Source organism: Gallaecimonas kandeliae (assembly GCF_030450055.1).
GTDB lineage: Bacteria > Pseudomonadota > Gammaproteobacteria > Enterobacterales > Gallaecimonadaceae > Gallaecimonas > Gallaecimonas kandeliae.
Genome location: NZ_CP118480.1, coordinates 3,571,812 through 3,592,268, shown reverse-complemented (window position 1 = coordinate 3,592,268; position 20,457 = coordinate 3,571,812). Strand labels below are relative to the sequence as shown.

Here is a 20,457-nt window from a genome sequence, read left to right as displayed (position 1 = left end):
AGGCTGCATGTCCAAATGGTCCTGGTTGTCTGGGCTGGTCACAGGGAGCCTTCTCACAGGTGCGACCCTGGCCCTGGCCGGTAAGGATGCCGCCCCAAAACCCGACGCCCTCTTCACCGAAACCCTCAACCAGATCCGCCAGTACTATGTGCAGCCGGTGGACGAAGGCCAGCTGGCCGACAGCGCCCTGACCGGCCTGGTGTCGTCCCTGGACCATTATTCCAAGTACCTCAAGGCCGACGACATCCGGGCCCTGGAAGAGATGGCGGACGGCCATTACTCCGGCCTGGGGCTGGAAGTGGATTTCGACAAGGAACAGCGGCTCAAGGTACTGGCCCCCATCAAAGGCTCCCCGGCCGACAAGGCCGGTATCCAGGCCGGTGACCTGGTGCTGGCCATCAATGGCCAGCCGGTCAAGGGGCGGGCGCTCAAGGCGCTGGTGGACGAGCTGCGCGGCCAGGGTGATGCCGTGGCGCTGCGGCTCAGCAGGGACGGCGTAGAAAGAAACATCAGCCTGGTGCCGGCGGAGGTGCAGGTGCCCTCGGTGGTCGCCTATCCCCTGGACAAGGGCCGGCTCTGGCTCAGGCTCACCCAGTTTCAGTACTCCACCCCCAAGGAAGTGCGCCAGGCCCTGGCCAAGGCCAAGCCCAGGCAGTTGATCCTCGACCTCCGTGGCGACCCGGGCGGCGTCTTCCCGGCGGCGGTGGAAGTGGCGGACCTCTTCCTGGACAAGGGGCCCATCGTCAGCACCCATGGCCGTGCCGACATGGCCAACCAGATCTTCGACGCCAAGAGCGGCGACCCCTATGAACAGCTGCCGATGCTGGTGCTGATCGACAAGGACTCGGCCTCCTGCGCCGAGATCCTGGCCGGCGCCCTCAAGGACAGGGGCAGGGCCAAGCTGCTGGGCCAGAAGAGCTTCGGCAAGGGTAGCGTCCAGAGCCTGATCCCCTTGGCCGGCGGCGACAGGGCCCTCAAGCTCACCACAGCCCTCTACCTGACCCCCAGCGGCACCTCCATCCAGGGCAAGGGCATAGTGCCCGACATCCCGGCCGGCAGCCTGCTGGCGGACGCCGGGCAGCGTTCCCGGCTGAGAACCCATTTTCCCCTGACCCGCCAGGCCGAGCAGGCCCAGGAAGGGCAGTGGGCAGACGATGCCCTGCTTTGGGAAGCCGTCACCTATTTCGAAGAGCAGAAACAGCCATAACAACAAGGACTAAAGTGCGCCTTCTTTCCCTGCTGCTGGGGCTCTTGCCGGCCCTGGCGACGGCCCAGCCCAAGCTGGCGCTGATCGTCGATGACATAGGCTACAGTGCCGCCGACGTCCAGGCCCTGGCCCTGCCCAGGGCCGTGACCCTGTCGGTGCTGCCCCACACCCCTTATGGCGCCAAGCTGGCCGCCGAGGCCAGGCAGCCGATCATGCTGCACCTGCCCATGGAGCCCCAGGGCAAGGCGCCGCTGGAAGCCCACACCCTCACCAACACCCAGAGCCGGGCCCAGCTGGAGCAGATCCTGGCCGCTGCCCTGCAGGACGTGCCCGAGGCCAAGGGCGTCAACAACCACATGGGCTCCCTGCTCACCCAGGACAGGCAGCGCATGGACTGGTTGATGGCGGATCTTGCCAAACGCGGCCTCTATTTCGTGGATTCCCGCACTACGGCCCAGTCCCAGGCCCTGGCCGCAGCCAGGGCGGCGGGGGTACCGGCCGTGGCCCGCAAGGTGTTCCTGGACAACGACCAGGCCGGCATGGTCGGCCAATGGCAGCGGGCCCTGCGCCTGGCCAGGCGCGACGGCCAGGTGGTGGTCATAGCCCATCCCCACCCCAGGACCTTGGCTTTCCTGCAGGCGGCGCTGGCCAAGCTGCCGGCCACCGAGCTGGTGCCGGTATCGGCTCTTCTGCCCGCCGAGCAGCTGGCAACTTCTGGTAGAATGAAGGCAAATCGAGGCTAAGGACCCGCTCATGCGTTTGACTATCCACGCGAATCCGCCACTTTCGGCGCAGATGGAAACCGATCTTGGCAAGCTCTACGGCCACCTGCCGGCCGACCTGATGGCCCCCTTCTGGTTTGTGGCGACCTTCAACGACCGTCATATCGGCGCCGTGCGCCTGGACGGCGACCGCCTGGTGAACCTGGGGGTGCGCAGCGAGACCCGCCGCCGCGGCGTGGGCCGCTACTTGATGGAGAAAGCCCTGGAGCGGGCCAAGGAGATGGGCCTGAGCCAGGTCCGCGCCCTGGCCTCCGACTACCCTGTGGAAAACCGGGCCATGGTGGGGGATTTCCTGCTGGCCCTGGGTTTCGAGGCCGTGGCCGAGGACCAGTGGCAGAAGGCCCTCTGAGCCAAACCCCAGGATCGAAAAAGCCGGCTGATGCCGGCTTTTTTCTTAGTTGAGCATGGCGCCCTTGAGTTTGCCCAGGGCGTTTTTCTCAAGTTGCCTGACCCGCTCGGCGGAGACCTGGTACTTGTCGGCCAGCTCCTGCAACGTGGCCTTGTCCTCGTCCAGCCAGCGGCGCTGGAGGATGTCGCGGCTGCGCTCGTCCAGCACGGCCAGGGCATGGCCGAGGCGGCTGTGGGAAGCGGCTTCCCACTGCTCTTCTTCGACGACCTGGGCCACATCGGAGGACTTGTCCTCCAGGTAGTGGACAGGGGCGTAGGACTCGTCGTCATCGTCGCTGGCCAGCTCGAAGGCCTGGTCCGGCGAACTCATGCGCGCTTCCATCTCCCGCACTTCGCTGGGGCTGACCCCCAGTTCCTCGGCCACCATCTGCACCTCGTCGTGGCTGAACCAGCCGAGGCGCTTCTTCTTGGAGCGCAGGTTGAAGAAGAGTTTGCGCTGAGCCTTAGTGGTGGCGATCTTGACGATGCGCCAGTTCTTCAGCACATATTCGTGGATCTCGGCCTTGATCCAGTGGACGGCGAAGGACACCAGCCGCACCCCGACATTGGGGTCGAAACGCTTGACCGCCTTCATCAGGCCGATGTTGCCTTCCTGGATGAGATCGGCCTGGGGCAGGCCATAACCGGCGTAACTGCGGGCCACGTGGGCCACGAAACGCAGGTGGGACATGATCAGGGCCTTGGCCGCCTGCAGGTCGCCTTCTTCTTGCAGACGGGTGGCCAGGGCGTGCTCCTCCTCGGCGCTCAGCATGGGAATGCTGTTCACCGAATGGAGGTAGGCCTCAAGGCTGCCACTGGCCGGCAGGGTCAACGCCATGGATTGCAGATGGTCGCTCATCTCTCTCCCTCTAAAACTGCGATAAAGGTCACAAAAACAACCTTACCTGAGAGAGCCACTCTAGGCAAAAGTTCCGCCCGGATCAAGCCGGTTCCATGGCCTTGAGATGGCGCCAGACGGCCAGATAGGCGCCGCTGAGCCCCAGCAGCACCGAGAGCCCCAGCACCGCCAGCGCTTCCTGGCCGCCTAAGCCACTGAGCACAAAGCGGGAATCATAGATATCCACCAGTTGGGCCACGCTGCGCTCCAGCCACAAAAGGCCCAGGCTCACCAGCAGCAGGGCCATCAGGCCGGCGGCCAGGCCGTACCAGAAACCGGTATAGAGGAAGGGGCGGCGCACGAAGGCGTCGGTCGCCCCCACCATTTTCATGACGTTGATGCTGTCGCGCCTGTGCTCGATGAGCAGCCGTATGGTGTTGCCCACCACCAGCACCATGGTCACCAGCAGCAGGCCGGCGACCAGGGTCACGGCGTCCCTGGCCAGGGTCAGCAGGGCGTCCAGGCGCTTGAGCCAGTCCAGATCCAGGCGGCCCTGTTCCACCTCACGCTCACCGTCCAGCTTGTCCAGCAGCGCCTGGGCGGCGGCCGGGCTGGAGTGGCGCTCGGTGGGGGTGACCAGGATCAGGTTGGGCAGGGGGTTGTCGTCCAGGTAGTCCAGGGCCTCGCCGAAGCCGCTCTTCTCGCGGAACTCGGTCAGCCCCTCGTCGCGGGTCACCAGCTTGGCCTTGGCCACCTCGGGGTAGAGGCCGATGCGGGTGGCGGCCTTGGCGGCCTCTTCCAGGTTCACCGAATCCTTGAGGAAGAGGGTGATCTGGGAAGCCTTGTCGAACTGGGCCGAGACCCCCTCGACATTTTTCAGCAGCACATAGAAGGTGGTTGGCAGGGTCAGGGAAAAGCCCAAGACGGCGACGGTCAGCAGGCTGGCCAGGGGGGCACGCCAAAGCTCACCCAGGCTGCCGAGGCCCTGCTGCATATGGCGTACGAAGTACATCATCAAGCGGCTGCCAAAGCCCGGCTTGGCGGCGCTGGGGGCGCTGGTGCGGTTCTCGAACAGTAGGCTCATGCCAGGTCCCCCGCCAGCGAATCCCCCAGCATCCGGCCCTGCTTGAGGGTCAAGGTATGGTGGCGCATGCGGGCGATAAGGCCCAGGTCATGGGTGGCCACCAGCACCGAGATCCCCAGGCTGTTGAGGTCTTCAAAGAGCTTGAGGATATCCATGGACAGCTTGGGGTCCAGGTTGCCGGTGGGCTCGTCGGCCAGCAGCAGCGGCGGCTTGTTGACCACGGCGCGGGCTATGCCCACCCGCTGCTGCTCGCCACCGGAGAGCTGGATGGGGCGGCAGTCGGCCTTGTCGGACAGGCCCACCCAGCCCAGGGCCGTCTGCACCCTTTTCCGGATCTCGGCGGCGGTGAAGCCCACCACCACCAGCGGCAGGGCCACGTTTTCGAAGACGGTCCTGTCCATCAGCAGCCGGTGATCCTGGAAGATGATGCCGATGTCGCGGCGCACATAGGGGATCTGGGCCGGCTTGAGGCGGGTTATGTCGTGGCCGTTGATGCTGATCTTGCCCGCCGAAGCGCGCTCCTGGAGGGTGATCAGCCTGAGCAGGGTACTCTTGCCGGCGCCGGAATGACCGGTCAGGAAGGCCATCTCGCCCTTGGCGAGATGGAAGCTGACGTTCTGCAGCGCCTGGGCGCCGCCGGCGTAGGCCTTGGAAACCTGCTCGAAGCGGATCATCTTTCCTCTGTCTCGAAGAGGGCGTCCACGAAGTCCCCGGCATTGAAAGTCCGCAGGTCTTCGATACCTTCGCCCACACCTATGTAGCGGATAGGAATACCAAATTTGTCCGCTATGGCAAAGATGACCCCGCCCTTGGCGGTGCCGTCGAGCTTGGTCAGGCTGATGCCGGTCAGGCCCACCGCCTCGCTGAAGATCTTGGCCTGGCTGAGGGCGTTCTGGCCGGTGCCGGCGTCCAGCACCAGCATCACCTCGTGGGGGGCCTCGGGGTCCAGCTTCTTCATGACCCGCACTATCTTCTTCAGCTCTTCCATCAGGTGCGCCTTGTTCTGCAGGCGCCCGGCGGTGTCGGCGATCAGCACGTCGGCGCCCCTGGCCTTGGCGGCCTGGAGGGCGTCGAACACCACGGACGCCGAATCGGCGCCGCTGTGCTGGGCGACGACGGGGATGTTGTTGCGCTCCCCCCAGACCTGCAGCTGCTCCACGGCGGCGGCGCGGAAGGTGTCACCGGCGGCCAGCATCACCGACTTGCCCTGGTCCTTGAACTGGCGGGCCAGCTTGCCGATGGTGGTGGTCTTGCCGACACCGTTGACACCGACCATCAGGATCACGTGGGGCTTGCGGTCCAGCACCAGGGGCTGGGAGACGGGATCCAGCAACGCCCGCATCTCTTTCTTGAGCAGGTCGTAAAGGGCTTCGCCGTCCTTGAGCTGGCCGAGGCTGGCCTGCTTGGTAAGGCGGTCGATGAGGCGGGTGGTGGTCTCGACCCCCACGTCTGCCAGCAGCAGTTGGGTCTCCAGCTCTTCGAACAGTTCGTCGTCAATCTTCTTGCCGCGGAAGATGGCCAGGAAGCCGGCACCGATGTTTTCACGGGTGCGCTTGAGTCCTTGGCGCAAGCGGCTGAAAAAGCCCGGCTTTTCCTTGCCGGCGTGGGCCTTGGCGGCCTGGGTGGCCAGATCGGCCTTGATTTCTTCCTGGGCCGGCGCAGCATCCTGTTCGGCTTCGGCTTCGGCTTCGGCTTCGGCTTCGGCTTCGGCTTCGGCTTCGGCTTCGGCTTCGGCTTCGGCTTCGGCTTCGGCTTCGGCTTCGGCTTCGGCTTCGGCTTCGGCTTCGGCTTCGGCTTCGGCTTCGGCTTCGGCTTCGGCTTCGGCTTCGGCTTCGGCTTCGGCTTCGGCTTCGGCTTCGGCTTCAGGCTCGGCCTCGACAAGGGCCGCTGCTGTTTCTTCCTGGGCGGGCTCGGCCGCCACGGCCTCTGCGGGCAGCTCGGCTTCCACCTCCACTACGGGGGCTTCTGCGTGAGGGACCTCGGCTTCGGGGAGGGGGGTATCTAGGGGGGCAGGGGTCTCTTGGACCTCGACTTGCTCCTTGCTCGGCTCGGCCTTGTCGCGGCCCAGGCCAAGCCAGGAAAGGAAACCTTTCTTTTTGCTCATGGCAATCTGCTGTCTGGCGGCTAGAATAGCGTGATTTTTAAAGGCGCTAGTCTAACCCGGAGGGCAAAGAACCGCCATGGCAGTCAAGGGTACAAGCGGCCAGATCCGCATCATTGCCGGCCAGTACCGGGGCCGCAAGCTGCCGGTCAAGGACGTGGAGGGGCTGAGGCCCACCACCGACAGGGTCAGGGAGACGCTGTTCAACTGGCTCCAGGGCCAGACCATAGAAGCCGCCGTGCTGGACTGTTTTGCCGGCGCCGGCGCCCTGGGTTTCGAGGCATTGTCCCGCCATGCCGAGAGCCTGACTCTGGTGGAGAAGGACAAGGGCGCCGCACACCAGCTCAGGGAAAACCTGGCCAGGCTGGATGCCCAGCGGGGCCAGGTGGTGGAAGGGGATGTGCTGGCCTGGTTGGCCCAGACCCCGGCCAAGCCCCAGGACCTGGTGTTCGTGGACCCGCCTTTCGGCAAGGCCCTCGCCGCCCCGACCCTCAAGCTGCTGGAAGAAAAGGGTTGGCTGGCTGCAGATGCCTGGATCTACGTGGAAGCCGAACAGGGCCTGGCCCTGGAGGCACCGGCCAACTGGCACCTGCATCGCGAACTCAAGGCCGGCCAGGTGCAGGCCCTGCTATTTCAACGGGAGGAACCCCAAGCATGACGATAATCAAACGCCTGCTGATGGCCGCCATCTGGCTGGTCTGCCTTTACAACCTGGTGGTCCCCCTGCCGGGGCTGAGCCACACCGTCTTCCTGGTGGCGATGGCTGTTTTCGCCGCCATGCACGGCATCATGGTGTTGCTGTTTTCCAAAGTGCTGCAGCTCGATACCAAGGGCAAGCTGGACATCTTCTTCTTCGGCAGCATCGCCGCCAGCGAAAGGCGCGATGCGCTGATGAAAGCCCAGTCCCTAAAGAAGTAAGCACCTCTTCTAGCCATCCTTCTTCATGAGGGATGGCCCTTTCTGATCTACATCGTCTTACCACCTCGCCTGACCTATCAAGAAACAACTCTTTCAAAATGTTTCAAATTAAACACTTGGTTAACATTCGCCCTCCTGGTTAATTGTCAGTAACCACATGATTTAAAACAATAAAATATAATTGCAAATTAGGTGTTATTAAAATGTGGTGACGCTCGTCACACTGCCAACCTGGCGACGTTTCAATCTTGTTACATTTTTGGGACCTTCCCGTGGGTGCCTACGTAAGGCACAGGACTTCAAAACTATAAAGTTCCATCTGTCTTCAGGGAGAATTTATGCGAAGCAATGTCTTGAAAGGGCATCTGGTCGCTGTGGCTGTGGCCTCGGCGCTGGGAATGGCCTCTTTGCCTGCTCTGGCCGGTGAATCCACAGGTACCGTCAATGGCGTGGTTGTCCACGCTCCTGCCGCCAATCTCAAAGCCGTTATCAAGAGTGAGTCTACCGGTCAGACTCGTACTGTTGACGTATCCCAAGCGGGCACCTTCAAATTCCCGCAGCTGCAAGTTGGTAGATACAAACTGCAGATCGTTGATGCCTCAGGCTCAGTACTTAAAGAAACCGAACTCAACATAGGCCTGGGCGCCAGTGCCGCCTCCTTGGATTTGGCCGGCACTGGTGACGTGGAGCGCATCAGCGTTGTCGGCAGCGCTATCTCTATGGTCAACACCACTTCCGTGGATAGCGGCCTTAACATCGGTGAAGCCGAGTTCGATAAATTGCCGGTAGGTCGTGACTCTACCTCTATTGCTATGTTGGCCCCTGGCACCGTCAAGGGTGATAGTGCTTTCGGTAACCTAGCGGCCTTTGGTGGCGCCTCCGTTGCCGAGAACGCCTACTACATCAACGGCCTGAACGTCACCAACTTCCGTAACGGTCTGGGTGGCTCTTCTGTTCCTTTCGAATTCTACGACCAGTTCAAAGTCAAGACAGGTGGCTACAGTGCCGAATTTGGCCGCTCTTTGGGCGGCGTTATCGATGCCGTAACCAAATCCGGCGGCAACGAATTTGAAGCCGGTGCCAACTATTACTACTCCCCTGATTCACTTCGTACCGATAAGCCCAATACTCGCTTCCGTAACGGCAAAATGTATTTGCCCAACGATAAAGATAAGTACTCCAAGAAAGAGGCAAATATCTGGGCTTCTGGTCCTATCATTAAGGACAAGTTGTTCTTCTATGCCTTGTTCAATCCCCGTAACATTGAACAGGCAAACTTGAACTCTGGTAGCAGCAACGGTTCAGAGGGCGGTACTTCCTATACAACGCAAGGCAGCGATAACTCTTTCTGGGGTACCAACATCGACTGGTACATTACAGACAAGCATTTCCTTGAATTTACTGCTTTCAATGATAAGAACGATACCAAGGAAAGGTCCTATGGTTATGACTACGCCACAGGCAAGATAGCCGATGGTGATAGTGGTTCCTTGACGACCTACAAGCGTGGCGGTAAGAACTGGTCATTGAAGTATACCGGCTACATTACGGATGACCTGACTATCTCTGCTCTTTACGGCAAGAATAAATATGACTTGTCTGACATTTCAGCCAATGCAATGGATTGTCCGTATGTGGTTGATGTTCGGCCTGGTGTTGGTTATCCCTTTATTAGCTGCGCGGGTGAAGCTTGGAATGGTATTGCCATTAACAAGGATGAGCGTACAGCGTACCGCTTCGACGTAGAGTGGACCATCAATGACCACCACACTCTTCGTTTAGGTTATGACAACGAGGATCTTGATTCTTTCAGCAACGAATTTACCTATTCAGGTGGTGTCTACTACCGCTACTTCCAAATGGCCGACGGCCAGTCTTTGGGTGATGCAGGTTATACCAACAGTACTGGTGGTCCCATCGACGTGGTCCGTGCCCGTCACCGTACCCTGAGTGGCAGTTTCAAAACCAAGTCTAAAGCCTATTACATCGAAGATCAGTGGCAGATCAATGATGAGCTGTTCGCGTCAATCGGCCTGCGCAATGACTCCTTCGAAAACGATAGTGTAGCCGGCAACCCCTTTATCAAGGTCGACAACCAGTGGGCGCCACGCCTGGGTATCTCCTGGGATATCGGCGGTCAAGGCACTGACAAACTGTACGCCAACTATGGCCTCTACTACCTGCCTATTGCCAACAATACCTCTGCCCGTGTAGCCGGTACCGAAGAATTCACCGCCGACTACTACATGCTGAATGGCGTTGGTTCCGATGGCTTGCCGGTCATAGGCGACCACTTGGGTAATCAGGTTGTCTATAGCGATGGTGCTCACCCCGAAGATCAGCTGGCTGATGCCAACATCAAACCCATGTATCAGGAGGAGTGGATCCTGGGATATGAAAAAGAATTCATGCCTAGTTGGACCCTTGGTATTCGCGGCACTCACCGCGAGTTGAAACGTGCGATCGATGATAACTGCTCAGACATACTGGGCGGAGCTTGTACCCTGATCAACCCGGGTTACGGTGCTACCATCGGTGTGGATACCAATGGTGACGGTTTGACCAATGAGACCCGGACCTACACCGCTGAAGAGATAGGCTTGCCCAAGGCCAAGCGCCTTTACGATGCTGTATCTTTGGAGCTGAACCACCGCGCCTCTGACTTGGTCCTGTCGGCCTCTTATACCTGGTCGCATCTGCGTGGTAACGCCGAAGGTTATGTGAAGTCTGATAATGGCCAAACGGATGCCGGTATCACTACTGACTGGGACTTCCCGGCTCTGATGGACGGTGCCTTCGGCGACCTGCCCAACGACCGCCGCCATGTCTTCAAGTTCTATGGTGCTTACAGCATCACCGATGACTGGAGCGCTGGTTGGAACTTCTCCGTTCAGTCCGGGCGTCCGATCAATGCCTTCGGTATTGGTTATCCCGATGCCCTTGGTGGTCAGCCTCCTTACGGCGACACCTACTACACTAGGGACTCATCCTATGTGCGCGACGACAGCACTGGGGAATACCAACTGGTATTGGGCGACTACGTGAAGCGTCCCCGTGGTTCCATGGGTCGCACCCCTTGGACTGTCAACCTCGACCTGTCCACTGCTTACAACCTGCACTTCGATAAAGTTGATGTGAAACTGACTCTCGATGTGTTCAACGTCCTTGACGCAGGTGGTGTGACAGAAGTGTTTGAGGTAGCTGAAGCCGATAACCCCGGCACACAGGATCCGCGCTATGGCCTGGCTACCAACTACCAGGCTCCGCGTTCTGTACGCCTGGGTGCCGAAGTGAAGTTCTAAGCAACAACCGTCCACTTCCTGGACCTTCTTGGCAGCGACCCGTGTCGCTGCCCTTTTTCGTTTTAGGCCACCCGTCAGGGTGGCTTTTTTATTTCGGGTGAGGTCTTGCCAGGATTGGCCAGAAGGTCGCAGCCAGAGCGGGTAGGTGGAGGCATTCCTGGTCATGGGAGTCAGGTTGGGAGGGGGTGGGGATCAGGGGCAATCACTCTTTTGAACCGTCATGGCTAATAAGAAATGCCTCAGGTGGCCCATTTATTAGGAAGCTGTAGCCAGCTGACTGCCGCCCACCCTTTGGCGGGCCCGCGAGGTTATGCCGGACGTGGGGAGCTTCTTGGGGGGACGCTATTTCACGAAATAGCGAGCTATGCCGTCCAGGAACATCTGTACGGCGATCATCACCAGCACCATGCCCATCAGCCTTTCCATAGCGGTCAGGCCGCGCTCGCCCATCAGCTTCATCAGCACTTCCGAGAACAGCAATATCATGGCGTTGACCGCCCAGGCACCGACCAGGGCCAGGGTCAGCAGCCCCATCTGGTTGGGGGCCTGGTTGGACATCAGGATCAGGGACGCCAGTATGGAGGGTCCGGCCATCAACGGGATGGCCATGGGCACCAGGAAGGGCTCTTCACCCACCGCCAGGCCGGTCACGCCGCCGGGGCTGGGGAAGATCATCTTGATGGCGATCAGGAAGAGGATGATGCCGCCGGCGATGGACACCGACTCCTGCTTGAGTCCTAGGAAATGCAGGATGCTGTCACCGCCGAACAGGAACAGCAGCATGATCACCAATGCCAGGCAGAGCTCGCGGATCAGGATGCGCCGCCGCCGCTTGGCGGGCAGGTGGCGCAGTATCGATATGAAGACGGGCATGTTGCCCAAGGGGTCCATGATCAGGAAAAGGGTGACGGCGGCAGCAAAAAAGTCCATGGATATCAGGGTCCCAACGGCATTTGGCTTGCCGAGATAGTAAACGAAAGGGCGCCAAAAAGCGCCCTTGTTGCCAAGTTCCTGCTCAGAGGGTGAGAGAGAGGCTCAGGGCGGCACCCATGTGGTCCCCCTTGCCCTTCTCAGCGGCGAGGTCCAAGTGGAGGGTGTCGAAGGGCGACAGTCCTATGCCGGCGCTCCACACGTTCCCTTGCGAGCCCTCCAAGTCGTGGCGGTAGCCCAGGCGCAGTTGGGCCCACTTGTTGGCGTCCAACTCCAGGCCGGCTCGCAACCACTGGCGTTGTTGGCCGTCGAAGGAGGGCTGCTCGGTCTTGGTCAAGTCGGCTTCCAGGGTGGCGGCCAACCAGCCGTTGTCGTAGGCGCCGCCCAGGGTGACGCTGGGCTTGAGGCTGTAGCTGAACTGCCTGCCGGCCACAGGGGCCGAGTCAATGTGCTGCCGTACGAGATCCTTGCCGCTCAGGCCCAGGCGCCAATCACCTTTCTGGTAGGCCAGGCCCAGGTCCAGGTTGAAGGCGGACTTTTCCACCCGATATTGGCTGTCGTCCCAGTTGCTCTTGTCGAAGTTGTCCACGTCGGCCTGGTAGAGGTAACTGTAGAGGCGCTGGGCCTTGGGGCTGACGCCCAGCATCAGCCTGCCGCCGTCGGCCAGAGACCAGCCGTGGCTGAAGGCCAGGCCCAGGTCGGCCACCGCCACCCCCAATACCTGGGCATTGGATTTGAGGTTGCCGAGATCCTGGCTGGGCAGCTCTGCTGGTGCCCAGTTCAGGTCACTTTCATCGATATTGACCAGGCCCAGGAACTGGGCCCTGACATCGGCGAAGAGGGCGCCACTCAGGCGCTTACCCGGCAAGGCCACGGCCAGGCCCAGGTCCAGTTCGCCGGCCAGGCGGTCGCCGTTCATCTGACGCAGGGCGTCCTGCCACTGACCGATCAGCTGTTCGGCCTGTTGCTGGGTGGTGCCGCTGGGGTCGCGCTGTATGGCTTCCAGTTGGTCATTGAGTTTCTGGAAATGGTCGACCTGATCCTGGAGGTTGTTTTGGTCACGGCCCCTGGCGGCCAGGCCTGGCAACAGTACGCCGACGTCGTCGCCGTCGTTGAAGTTGGACAGCAGGGCGGGATTGTAAAAGGAGGCGGCCAGGTAGCTGGCGTTGGCACTACCGGCGCCGCCCATGGCCTGGACGCGGGCGTCTTGGGCTTGGGCAACGCTGAGGGTGAGCAGGGAAAGGGGGAACAAATAGAGGGCGCTTTTCATTGAAGACTCCACAACATCAAGATGCATTGTCTTAGCGCCCGTGAAGCTGCCTTTCTTAAGGCCTTGCCGCCTTTTATTAGCAAATTGTGAAGGCGGCCCTAATCGGCCAGGCTGATGCCAAGGTTGGAGACGCCGTCGTTGCGGCCCATGTCGCGGGCCTCTTTGAGTGTGGCCTCGGTCAGCTCACCGGAGAGCAGGGCCAGCAACTGGTCCTGGAAGTCGCGCTCCTCCTGCCAGAGGGGATCCTGGTCCAGCTGTTCGTACTCCAGGGTCGTCTCGGCCAGGATGTTGAGGTAGAACTGCACCGAACCGCGGGACAACCTGCTGAGATCCAGGGCCGGTTGTTCGTCCTTGTCCTGCATGGCGGCCAATACCGTCATCACCGCCAGGAAGGCGTCCAAGGCCGGGTAGGCGCCGAAGAAGTCATACTGCTCGGGGTCAGGTTCCAGCTCTTCCAACTTCAGCTGCTGCTTCTCGAAGCTGATCTTGGCCTTGGGGTTGAGCAGCTTTTCCCAGACGGTGTCGAGGGCGGCCTTCAATGCCTGGGCATTGTCGGGCTGTTCGGTGAGCTCGGCGAAGAGCAGGTAGTTGGGCAGCATGCGCAGGGCCAGGGCGGCGGCATAGGCGCGCTGGGCCAAGGGGCTCAGTTGGTGCAGGGTCTTTTCCATGGGCGGCGCTCTTGTTGGACGCCGCCCATTGTAGCCATTGGCGCTGGCCTTGTCCTCAGTAGGTGCGGCCGCGCTGCCAGATATGGCGGTAGCCGAACCAGGCGGCACTGACGCAGAACACCGGGGCCAGGGTCAGCCAGCTCAGGGTGCTGCCTTCCACCATCGCCACCACCAGCAAGGCGAAGCTCAACACCAGCAGGGCCAGGCTTTCGAAATAGCCGAGTTTCAGGCTGTTCATCCAGGTTTTCATGGTCTTCTCTCCTCAAGAAAGTTGGCCTATTGTCGGCACTCTCTCCTAGCCAAACCTTGCGCTGGCGCAAAGCCAGGCCGGCTTTGCCAGGCAGTTCAGCGCCGGCTCAGCCGGGTTGGTGTCAGCTAGGGGCCTGCAATAAGAGAAAGGGATCGCTGATGAAAAAAGGGTGGCTACTGGCCCTGCTGGGGGCCTGCTCGGCACAGGCGTTGGAGGTGACCCCTGTGGCGCCTCATCTTTACCGCTACGTGCTGGAGGCGGACGTGCCCGGTTTTGGCCGGGTGCCGGCCAACGGCATCATAGAGTTGGAAGGCAACAAGGCGTTGCTGGTGGACACAGGCTGGAACCAGGATCAGGGCCGGGAGCTGCTGAACTGGATCCAGAGCAAGGGCATCAAGGACATCCAGGTGGTGCTGACCCATTCCCACGCCGACAGGGCCGGGGGCGTCAAGGTGTTCCTGGACGCCGGCCTGACCGTCTGGGCCCACGAGAAGACGGCGGCGCTGCTGAAGGAACCCCGGTTGTCGGTCTGGTCGGGAGACAGCCTCAAGCTGGGTCCTGTGGAGGTCTTTTACCCTGGCGCCGGCCACAGCCCGGACAACCTGGTGGTCTGGTTCCAGGGCCAGCGGCTGCTGTTTGGCGGCTGCCTGGTGAAGGATGTTGCCGCCAAGAGCCTGGGCAACCTGGAGGACGCCGATCTACGGCACTGGCCCGAGGCCTTGAAGGCGGTGGGCCACCGCTACCCTGGTGCCAGGTTGGTGATACCAGGCCATGGCGATGGCCGCGGGCCCGGCGCCATCAACCACAGCCTGGCTTTGCTGGAAAAGCGTTAGCGCTTCATCACCCGGTAAAGGGCCAGCAGCACCAGGGCACCCACCACGGCGGTGAAGATGCTGCCCAGGTTGAAGCCGGTGGCGGGGCCGAAGCCGATGAAGGTGCCTATCCAGCCACCGACGAAGGCGCCGGCGATCCCCAGCACTATGGTGATGATGAAACCGCCGCCGTCCTTACCCGGCATTATCCATTTGGCGAGAACCCCGGCCACCAGGCCGAGGATGATCCAGGTGAAGATGCCCATGCTGTTGTCCTTATGCTGTTGGTGTTTCCGGTAAATAAGCGAGCGTCAAAGGCCAGGGGCCAGTAACGCCTTGACGGCCGCGATCCGCGCTTCGGCGGCGCCTTCCGCGAAGGCTTCGGCCGGCAGCTGGCCCCAGACCGGCTTGGGCCAGGCGCCGTCCCCTTCGAATCGCACTATATGGTGCAGGTGCAGCTGGGGCACCATGTTGCCAAGGGCCGCCACGTTGAGCTTGTGGCCCTGGAAGTGGTTCATCAGCACCTTGGACAGCCGCGCCGACTCCCGCCACAGCTGCTGCTGGTCGGCCTCGTCCAGTTCATAGATCTCGCGGACATCCTCCCTTCTTGGCACCAGCAGGAACCAGGGATAGTTGGCGTCCTTGCTCATCAGCAGCTGACACAGGGGCAGGTCCAGGACGACGTGGCAGTCCGCTGCCAGTTGGGGATGCAATGTGAACATGGGTAAGATAGGCAAGTTTTCGATGCATGGAGCATAGCAAAGATGTCCGGCCGGCCAACACTGACTCTCTATATCGCCATCAGCCTGGACGGCTATATCGCCGGTCCCAAGGGCCAGCTGGAATGGCTGGCGCAGGTGGAAAGCCCAGGCGAGGACTACGGCTATGGTGCCTTTGTCGACCGCATGGACGGCCTGATCATGGGCCGCAAGACCTACGAGGAAGTGCTGGAGCTGGGGCCCTGGCCCTACGAGGGCAAGGCCACCTATGTGCTGAGCCACCAGGACAGCATCAAGGCCGGGCCCGTCACCCCTTTCACCGGCAGCGTCGAAGCCTTGCTGGACAGCCTTGCCGGCAAACACCAGCAGCTGTGGCTGGTGGGCGGCGGCCAGACCTTGCAGGGCTTTCTGGACAAAGGCCTGGTGGATGAAGTGATACTGTCGCTCATTCCCGTCACCCTGGGGGAAGGGATTCCCCTCTTCCTGCCCACGGGCCGCCAGCAGAGCTGGCAACTGGCCGGGGTCCGCAGCTTCGACAGCGGCCTGGTGCAGCTCCATTACCATAAGGACAAAGCATGACGGCCCTGCCCTGGCCCTGGTTGACCGCCGGCCTGGCTGGCCTCGCCCTGGTGCTGGTGCTGGTGCTGTGGCGCGCCCAGCGCCTGGCCCTCAGCAACAGCAGCCTCAAGAGCCGCCTTGAGGCCCAGGCCGAGCGGCTGGAGATGCTGCAGGCGGAAAGGGATGCCCAGGCTGACACCCTGGAAGAAACCCGCCGCCTCTTTGCCCAGAGCCAGCAGCACAGGGCCGAGCTCCAGGCGCGGCTCGAAGAGCAGCAGAAGGCGGCCGCGGGCAAGGTCTCCGCCTTGCAGGACGCCGAGCAGCGGCTGTCGGTGCAGTTCCAGCACCTGGCCCAGCGCATCTTCGACCAGAAGGCGGAAGCCTTCTCCAAGCAGAGCAGCGAGAGCCTGGGGCAGATCCTGGGGCCGCTGCGCCAGCAGCTGGGGGACTTTCACAAGAAGGTGGACAGCGTCTACGACAACGAGCGCCTGCAGCGCCAGGGGCTGATGAACGAGCTCAAGGCGCTCAAGGAACTCAACCGCCAGATGAGCGAAGAGGCCCACAACCTCACCCGGGCTCTCAAGGGCGACAAGAAGCTCCAGGGCAACTGGGGCGAGATGGTGCTGAACCGGGTGCTGGAAGAGTCCGGCCTGCGCCAGGGCCACGAGTTCGAGGTGCAGGTCAATCTCAAGGACCAGGGCGGCGAACGCTTCATCCCCGACGTGGTGGTGCACCTGCCCGATCAGAAAGACATCATCATCGACTCCAAGGTGTCCCTGGTGGCCTACGAGCGCTACTTCGCGGCCGAGGACGAAGGGGAACGCCAGGCGGCGCTGCGGCTGCATGTCCAGGCGTTGCGCCAGCATATCCGTGGCCTGGGGGCCAAGGACTACGAGCGGCTGGTGGGCATCAATGCCCTGGACTATGTGCTGATGTTCATTCCCATCGAAAGCGCCTTCTTCGCCGCCATGGAAGCGGACCAGAGCCTCTTCACCGAAGCGCTGCAGAAGAACATCTTGCTGGTCAGCCCCACCAACCTGCTGGTGGTGCTGCGCACCATCAAGCGGGTCTGGAGCTACGAGCAGCAGTCCCGCAACGCCCAGGAGATCGCCGGCCGGGCCGCCGCCCTCTACGAAAAATTCGTGGGCTTCGTCGAAGATCTGGAGCGGGTGGGGGCCGCCATCGACAACAGCCAGAAGCGCTACGGCGAGGCGCTGGGCAAACTGTCCTCCGGCAAGGGCAACCTGGTGCGCCAGACCGAGATGCTGCTGGAACTGGGGGTGGAGGCCAAGAAACAGCTCCCCGAGGCCATGAAGCAGCGGGCCCAGGCCCTGGACCGGTAAAAAGAAGCCGATCCAGCGCACAGATCGGAAAAGCCCCGAGAACCCCAAAGCCTGCTGCAGGTCAATACGTCTGTCATCTTCAGCCGTTAAGCTGCGGCGGACTTTTTCAGAGGGGCAGGTTGTGCGTAAGTTTCCTCATTACCACGTTAAGCAGGTGGCCAAGCATGTCACCGCCTATTTCGAAGGTGTCGTCTGGATCCAGGGGGTGGGTGCCTTCCGCTTCCAGCAGGGGCGCCTGCAGCCCCCTTCCCGGCCCAGCAACGACAAGTTGCGGGTGGTCAGTGAAGTGAACCGCTGCGTCGAGCAGCTCAAAGGCGCCCAGGCCGCCTAGGCCCGGGCCAGCGAAGCAAAGGACAACCTTGAACAACCGGGAGCAGTGGCGCCAAGGCCATCTAAATTGCTTAAGCCCGGGCCAGGGTAAAGGGCATCACCTGGCTGATGTCCTTGGCGTCCAAGATCACCATCAGCAGCCGGTCCACCCCTAGGGCCACGCCGGCGCAATCCGGCAGGCCGGCGGCCAGGGCATCGGCCAGGCGCAGGTCGGGGTTGTTGTAGGGCCTGCCCAGGGCGCGGCGGGTCTCGCCGTCGGCCAAGAGGCGCCGGCGCTGTTCTTCGGCGTCGGTCAATTCGAAATAGCCGTTGGCCAGCTCCACTCCCTTGATGAACAGCTCGAAGCGGCAGGCCACCTGATGGCCGTGCTCATCCTCTGCGGTGCGGGCCAGGGCCGCCTGGCTGGCCGGGTAGTCGTAGAGAAAACAAGGGCCTTCGGTGCCCAGGCTGGGCTCGATGACGAAACTCACCAAGAGGTTCAGCAGGGTGTCCCTGTCTTCTTCCACTTCCCCATAACCGGCGTGCTGCTGGGCCAGGGCCTGGAGCTCGGCCAGTGACGCCCGGTGCGGGTTGATGCCGAGGCTGCGCTCAAAGGCTGCCAGATAGCTGAGCTTCTCGATGCGGCTTCTGTCCATGCCTGCCACCGCCACCAGCAGATCGGCTATTTCGTCCATCAACTGGTGATGGTCGAGGCTCGGCCTGTACCACTCCAGCATGCAGAACTCGCTGTTGTGGCGCCGACCCGCCTCTTCGTTCCTAAACACCTTGCCCAACTGGTAGATGGGGCCAGAGCCCGCGGCCAGCAGCCGCTTCATGGCGAATTCGGGGGAGGTTTGCAGATAGAGGGTCAGGCCCTGTGGCGCCAGGGGACCAGTGTAGATGCTGGTCATCACCTCTATGTGGGGGTCCGAGATGCTGCCCTGGGAGAGGATGGGGGTGTCCACTTCCAAGACACCCCGCTCGGCAAAGAAGGCGCGGATATCGGCAAAGAGTTGGGCGCGGCGACGGAGCGCCTCAAGGGAGCATTGGGGCTGCCAGTTTTGGTCGATCATCGGACACCTCCTAGGGGGCGCACAAGATAGCGCATCAGAACCAGCGGAGGTAGTCGTGGAAGACGAAGATCAGTATCTCTATGACGATCAGCCAGATGATGATCCACTCCAGGAAGCTGGAGTGGCGGTGATGCTCCTCGTCGGCCAGTATCGCCAGCAGTTCCCCTATCACCTCCAGCCGCTTGTTGAGTATGGCCAGGCGGCTGTCCAGTTCCTGGTTGGCGCGGCTGAGATCGTAGTAGGGGTCCAGCTCGGGGTGGTCCCAGAAGAACTCCGGCTTGTCCAGCAGATCGAAGTGCAGGTTGACCTCGCTCTTGGCCAGGTGCAGCCGGCCCCGCAGCTTGGCCAGGCGCCGCCGGCCCAGGCGGATCCGGCCTTTTTCCGCCAGGGCCTCGGGGATGAAGGCGGTGTCCCTGATATTGACCGTCACCTGCTGCTCGAAGGCCTCCAGCACCACCGACTGGGCCAGGGCATGGCTGATGGCCAGCTTGGCCAGGGGGGCGTCATCCGGCAGTTGGAAGTGGTCATGCTGGATATGGAGCCGGTCCAGCTGGCGGTTGAGGGCGAAGCTGATCTCGTCGAAGGGGGCCTTGGCCAGGGGCTCTTCCACGGCAGGCGCCAGCCTGGCACAGAGGGCCTGCACATCGTCAAGCGGCAGGCCCCAGCAGACCAGGGCGCCATAATCGAAGGCAAAGGCCAGTCCCTGATGCAGGCTGACCAGGGTGGCATCCTTGAATCGCTGGCTCTGGCCTTCCTCTGCCAGCAGGGGAGCCAGTTTTTCCAGATTAAAACGATTGCCCAGGCAATAACTGAAGCAGGCGCTGTGGCTCATGGGGTGCATCCGTTACACTGTGGCTTAATTAGAGCATAAGCGGCAGATACCGTGATGATTGATAAGAATTTTCCCCTGGTGGATATCCACCGCCACCTGGACGGCAATGTCCGCATCGCCACCATCCTGGATTTGGCGCGCCGTTTCAATGTGCCCTTGCCGGCCCAAGACGAGGCGGGCATGAAGCCCTATGTCCATGTCATCGAGAACGAACCCAGCCTGGTGGCCTTCCTGGCCAAGCTGGACTGGATGGTCAAGGTGCTGGGGGATCTGGACGCCTGCTACCGGGTGGCCTACGAGAACGTCGAGGACGCGGCCCGGGTCGGCATCGACTACACGGAGCTGCGCTTCAGCCCCTGGTATATGGCCATGAGCCACAAGCTCGACACCCAAGGGGTGGTGGAGGCGGTGGCCGCCGGCGTGGCGGCGGGCAGCCGCGACTTCGGGGTCAAGACCAACCTCATCGGCATCATGAGCCGCACCTTCGGCACCGAGCAGTGCCAGCTGGAGCTGGACGCCCTCCTGGCCAACAAGGACAAGCTGGTGGCCATCGACCTGGCCGGCGACGAGCTGGGCTTCCCCGGCCCCTTCTTCGAGCCCCACTTCAAGCGGGTCAAGGACGCCGGCCTGCAGGTCACTGTCCATGCCGGTGAGGCGGCGGGCCCCGAGTCGGTCTGGCACGCCCTGCGCGAGTTGGGAGCTGTGCGCATAGGCCACGGCGTCAAGTCGGTGGAAGATCCCGCCCTGCTGGCGTACCTGGCCGAGAAGGGCATCGGCATCGAGTCCTGCCTGACCTCCAACATCCACACCTCCACTGTGGCCAGCTACGAGGTACACCCCATCCGCACCTTCCTGGCACACGGCATACCCGTGAGCCTCAACACCGACGACCCCGGCGTCAGCGCCGTGGAGCTGGATTTTGAGTACGAAGTGGCGGCGCCCAAGGCGGGGCTGAACCCGGCGCAGATAGCGGCCTGCCAGCGCCATGGCCTGGCCATGAGCTTCCTGTCAGAGGCCGACAAGCAGGCGCTGATCAAAGCCAAGCAATAAGACAAAGGGGCCAAGAGGCCCCTT

At 62.0% G+C, this 20,457-nt stretch carries 23 protein-coding genes; 11 read left to right on the top strand and 12 right to left on the bottom strand.

The window, feature by feature from the left end:
* Window positions 1-7: 7 nt before the first annotated feature.
* The 3 genes from PVT67_RS17690 to PVT67_RS17680 are packed head-to-tail and all read left to right on the top strand — an operon-like array spanning window position 8 to window position 2,338.
* Window positions 8-1,207 (top strand): S41 family peptidase, encoded by a 1,200-nt coding sequence (locus PVT67_RS17690; RefSeq protein WP_301496036.1) that lies wholly within the window; start codon window positions 8-10, stop codon window positions 1,205-1,207.
* Window positions 1,208-1,221: 14 nt separating this feature from the next.
* Window positions 1,222-1,950 (top strand): divergent polysaccharide deacetylase family protein, encoded by a 729-nt coding sequence (locus PVT67_RS17685; RefSeq protein ID WP_301496034.1) that lies wholly within the window; start codon window positions 1,222-1,224, stop codon window positions 1,948-1,950.
* Between the two features lie 52 nt (window positions 1,951-2,002).
* Window positions 2,003-2,338: an acetyl-CoA sensor PanZ family protein gene (locus PVT67_RS17680; protein ID WP_301496032.1), complete on the top strand. Its 336-nt coding sequence runs from the start codon at window positions 2,003-2,005 to the stop codon at window positions 2,336-2,338.
* A gap of 45 nt (window positions 2,339-2,383) precedes the next feature.
* Here the strand turns inward: PVT67_RS17680 and rpoH are convergent, their stop codons facing one another.
* The 4 genes from rpoH to ftsY all read right to left on the bottom strand — a co-directional run bounded on the left by rpoH (window position 2,384) and on the right by ftsY (window position 6,402).
* The gene (gene rpoH, locus PVT67_RS17675) at window positions 2,384-3,235 is read right to left on the bottom strand and encodes an RNA polymerase sigma factor RpoH (RefSeq protein ID WP_301496030.1); all 852 of its coding nucleotides are present in this window, start codon (window positions 3,233-3,235) and stop codon (window positions 2,384-2,386) included.
* An 82-nt stretch (window positions 3,236-3,317) separates the two neighbouring features.
* A complete protein-coding gene (ftsX, locus tag PVT67_RS17670; protein ID WP_301496027.1) occupies window positions 3,318-4,298 on the bottom strand; it encodes a permease-like cell division protein FtsX in 981 nt (326 codons plus the stop codon).
* The gene (gene ftsE / locus PVT67_RS17665) at window positions 4,295-4,972 is read right to left on the bottom strand and encodes a cell division ATP-binding protein FtsE (protein WP_301496025.1); all 678 of its coding nucleotides are present in this window, start codon (window positions 4,970-4,972) and stop codon (window positions 4,295-4,297) included. The genes ftsX and ftsE overlap by 4 nt, the downstream gene beginning before the upstream one ends.
* Window positions 4,969-6,402 (bottom strand): signal recognition particle-docking protein FtsY, encoded by a 1,434-nt coding sequence (gene ftsY, locus PVT67_RS17660; RefSeq protein WP_301496023.1) that lies wholly within the window; start codon window positions 6,400-6,402, stop codon window positions 4,969-4,971. Before ftsY ends, ftsE begins: the two co-directional genes overlap by 4 nt.
* A 76-nt stretch (window positions 6,403-6,478) precedes the next feature.
* Between ftsY and rsmD the strand changes: the two genes are divergently transcribed.
* From rsmD to PVT67_RS17645, 3 genes are all read left to right on the top strand, one after another.
* Window positions 6,479-7,057, top strand: a complete 579-nt coding sequence (gene rsmD, locus PVT67_RS17655; protein ID WP_301496020.1) for a 16S rRNA (guanine(966)-N(2))-methyltransferase RsmD — start codon at window positions 6,479-6,481, stop codon at window positions 7,055-7,057.
* Window positions 7,054-7,317 carry a DUF1145 domain-containing protein gene (locus PVT67_RS17650; RefSeq protein ID WP_301496018.1) on the top strand — a complete coding sequence of 88 codons (264 nt, stop codon included), beginning with the start codon at window positions 7,054-7,056 and terminating at the stop codon, window positions 7,315-7,317. Before rsmD ends, PVT67_RS17650 begins: the two co-directional genes overlap by 4 nt.
* A 338-nt stretch (window positions 7,318-7,655) precedes the next feature.
* Window positions 7,656-10,619, top strand: coding sequence for a TonB-dependent receptor (locus PVT67_RS17645; protein WP_301496015.1), 2,964 nt, complete (start codon window positions 7,656-7,658; stop codon window positions 10,617-10,619).
* A 342-nt stretch (window positions 10,620-10,961) separates the two neighbouring features.
* Here PVT67_RS17645 and PVT67_RS17640 read toward each other — a convergent pair whose 3' ends face one another.
* The 4 genes from PVT67_RS17640 to PVT67_RS17625 all read right to left on the bottom strand — a co-directional run bounded on the left by PVT67_RS17640 (window position 10,962) and on the right by PVT67_RS17625 (window position 13,737).
* Complete coding sequence (locus PVT67_RS17640) at window positions 10,962-11,549, bottom strand: YhgN family NAAT transporter (protein WP_301496013.1); 588 nt, start codon at window positions 11,547-11,549, stop codon at window positions 10,962-10,964.
* Between the two features lie 85 nt (window positions 11,550-11,634).
* A complete protein-coding gene (locus PVT67_RS17635) occupies window positions 11,635-12,819 on the bottom strand; it encodes a conjugal transfer protein TraF (RefSeq protein ID WP_301496011.1) in 1,185 nt (394 codons plus the stop codon).
* Window positions 12,820-12,917: 98 nt separating this feature from the next.
* Window positions 12,918-13,487 carry a YjaG family protein gene (locus PVT67_RS17630; protein ID WP_301496009.1) on the bottom strand — a complete coding sequence of 190 codons (570 nt, stop codon included), beginning with the start codon at window positions 13,485-13,487 and terminating at the stop codon, window positions 12,918-12,920.
* A 55-nt stretch (window positions 13,488-13,542) separates the two neighbouring features.
* On the bottom strand, window positions 13,543-13,737 hold the full coding sequence (locus PVT67_RS17625) for a hypothetical protein (protein ID WP_301496007.1): 195 nt from the start codon (window positions 13,735-13,737) through the stop codon (window positions 13,543-13,545).
* Window positions 13,738-13,895: 158 nt separating this feature from the next.
* Here PVT67_RS17625 and bla point away from each other — a divergent pair, with 158 nt between their 5' ends.
* Window positions 13,896-14,570, top strand: coding sequence for a subclass B1 metallo-beta-lactamase (bla, locus tag PVT67_RS17620; RefSeq protein WP_301496005.1), 675 nt, complete (start codon window positions 13,896-13,898; stop codon window positions 14,568-14,570).
* Here bla and PVT67_RS17615 read toward each other — a convergent pair.
* Together PVT67_RS17615 and PVT67_RS17610 are read right to left on the bottom strand one after the other, a co-directional pair.
* Window positions 14,567-14,815 (bottom strand): GlsB/YeaQ/YmgE family stress response membrane protein, encoded by a 249-nt coding sequence (locus PVT67_RS17615; protein WP_301496003.1) that lies wholly within the window; start codon window positions 14,813-14,815, stop codon window positions 14,567-14,569. The genes bla and PVT67_RS17615 overlap by 4 nt on opposite strands.
* Window positions 14,816-14,860: 45 nt before the next feature.
* Window positions 14,861-15,271, bottom strand: a complete 411-nt coding sequence (locus tag PVT67_RS17610; protein ID WP_301496000.1) for an HIT domain-containing protein — start codon at window positions 15,269-15,271, stop codon at window positions 14,861-14,863.
* Between the two features lie 42 nt (window positions 15,272-15,313).
* On the opposite strand from PVT67_RS17610, the gene PVT67_RS17605 reads away from it, so the two are divergent.
* From PVT67_RS17605 to PVT67_RS17595, 3 genes are all read left to right on the top strand, one after another.
* Complete coding sequence (locus PVT67_RS17605; RefSeq protein WP_301495998.1) at window positions 15,314-15,847, top strand: dihydrofolate reductase family protein; 534 nt, start codon at window positions 15,314-15,316, stop codon at window positions 15,845-15,847.
* A complete protein-coding gene (locus PVT67_RS17600) occupies window positions 15,844-17,169 on the top strand; it encodes a DNA recombination protein RmuC (RefSeq protein WP_301495996.1) in 1,326 nt (441 codons plus the stop codon). Before PVT67_RS17605 ends, PVT67_RS17600 begins: the two co-directional genes overlap by 4 nt.
* A gap of 121 nt (window positions 17,170-17,290) precedes the next feature.
* Entirely contained in the window at window positions 17,291-17,500 is a 210-nt protein-coding gene (locus PVT67_RS17595) for a DUF1107 family protein (protein ID WP_301495994.1), read from the top strand.
* Window positions 17,501-17,570: 70 nt separating this feature from the next.
* Here PVT67_RS17595 and epmA read toward each other — a convergent pair whose 3' ends face one another.
* Both epmA and PVT67_RS17585 read right to left on the bottom strand, forming a co-directional pair.
* The gene (epmA, locus tag PVT67_RS17590; RefSeq protein ID WP_301495991.1) at window positions 17,571-18,551 is read right to left on the bottom strand and encodes an EF-P lysine aminoacylase EpmA; all 981 of its coding nucleotides are present in this window, start codon (window positions 18,549-18,551) and stop codon (window positions 17,571-17,573) included.
* Between the two features lie 34 nt (window positions 18,552-18,585).
* Entirely contained in the window at window positions 18,586-19,383 is a 798-nt protein-coding gene (locus tag PVT67_RS17585) for an RMD1 family protein (RefSeq protein ID WP_301495989.1), read from the bottom strand.
* Between the two features lie 54 nt (window positions 19,384-19,437).
* Between PVT67_RS17585 and add the strand changes: the two genes are divergently transcribed.
* On the top strand, window positions 19,438-20,433 hold the full coding sequence (gene add, locus PVT67_RS17580; protein WP_301499727.1) for an adenosine deaminase: 996 nt from the start codon (window positions 19,438-19,440) through the stop codon (window positions 20,431-20,433).
* Window positions 20,434-20,457: the final 24 nt, after the last annotated feature.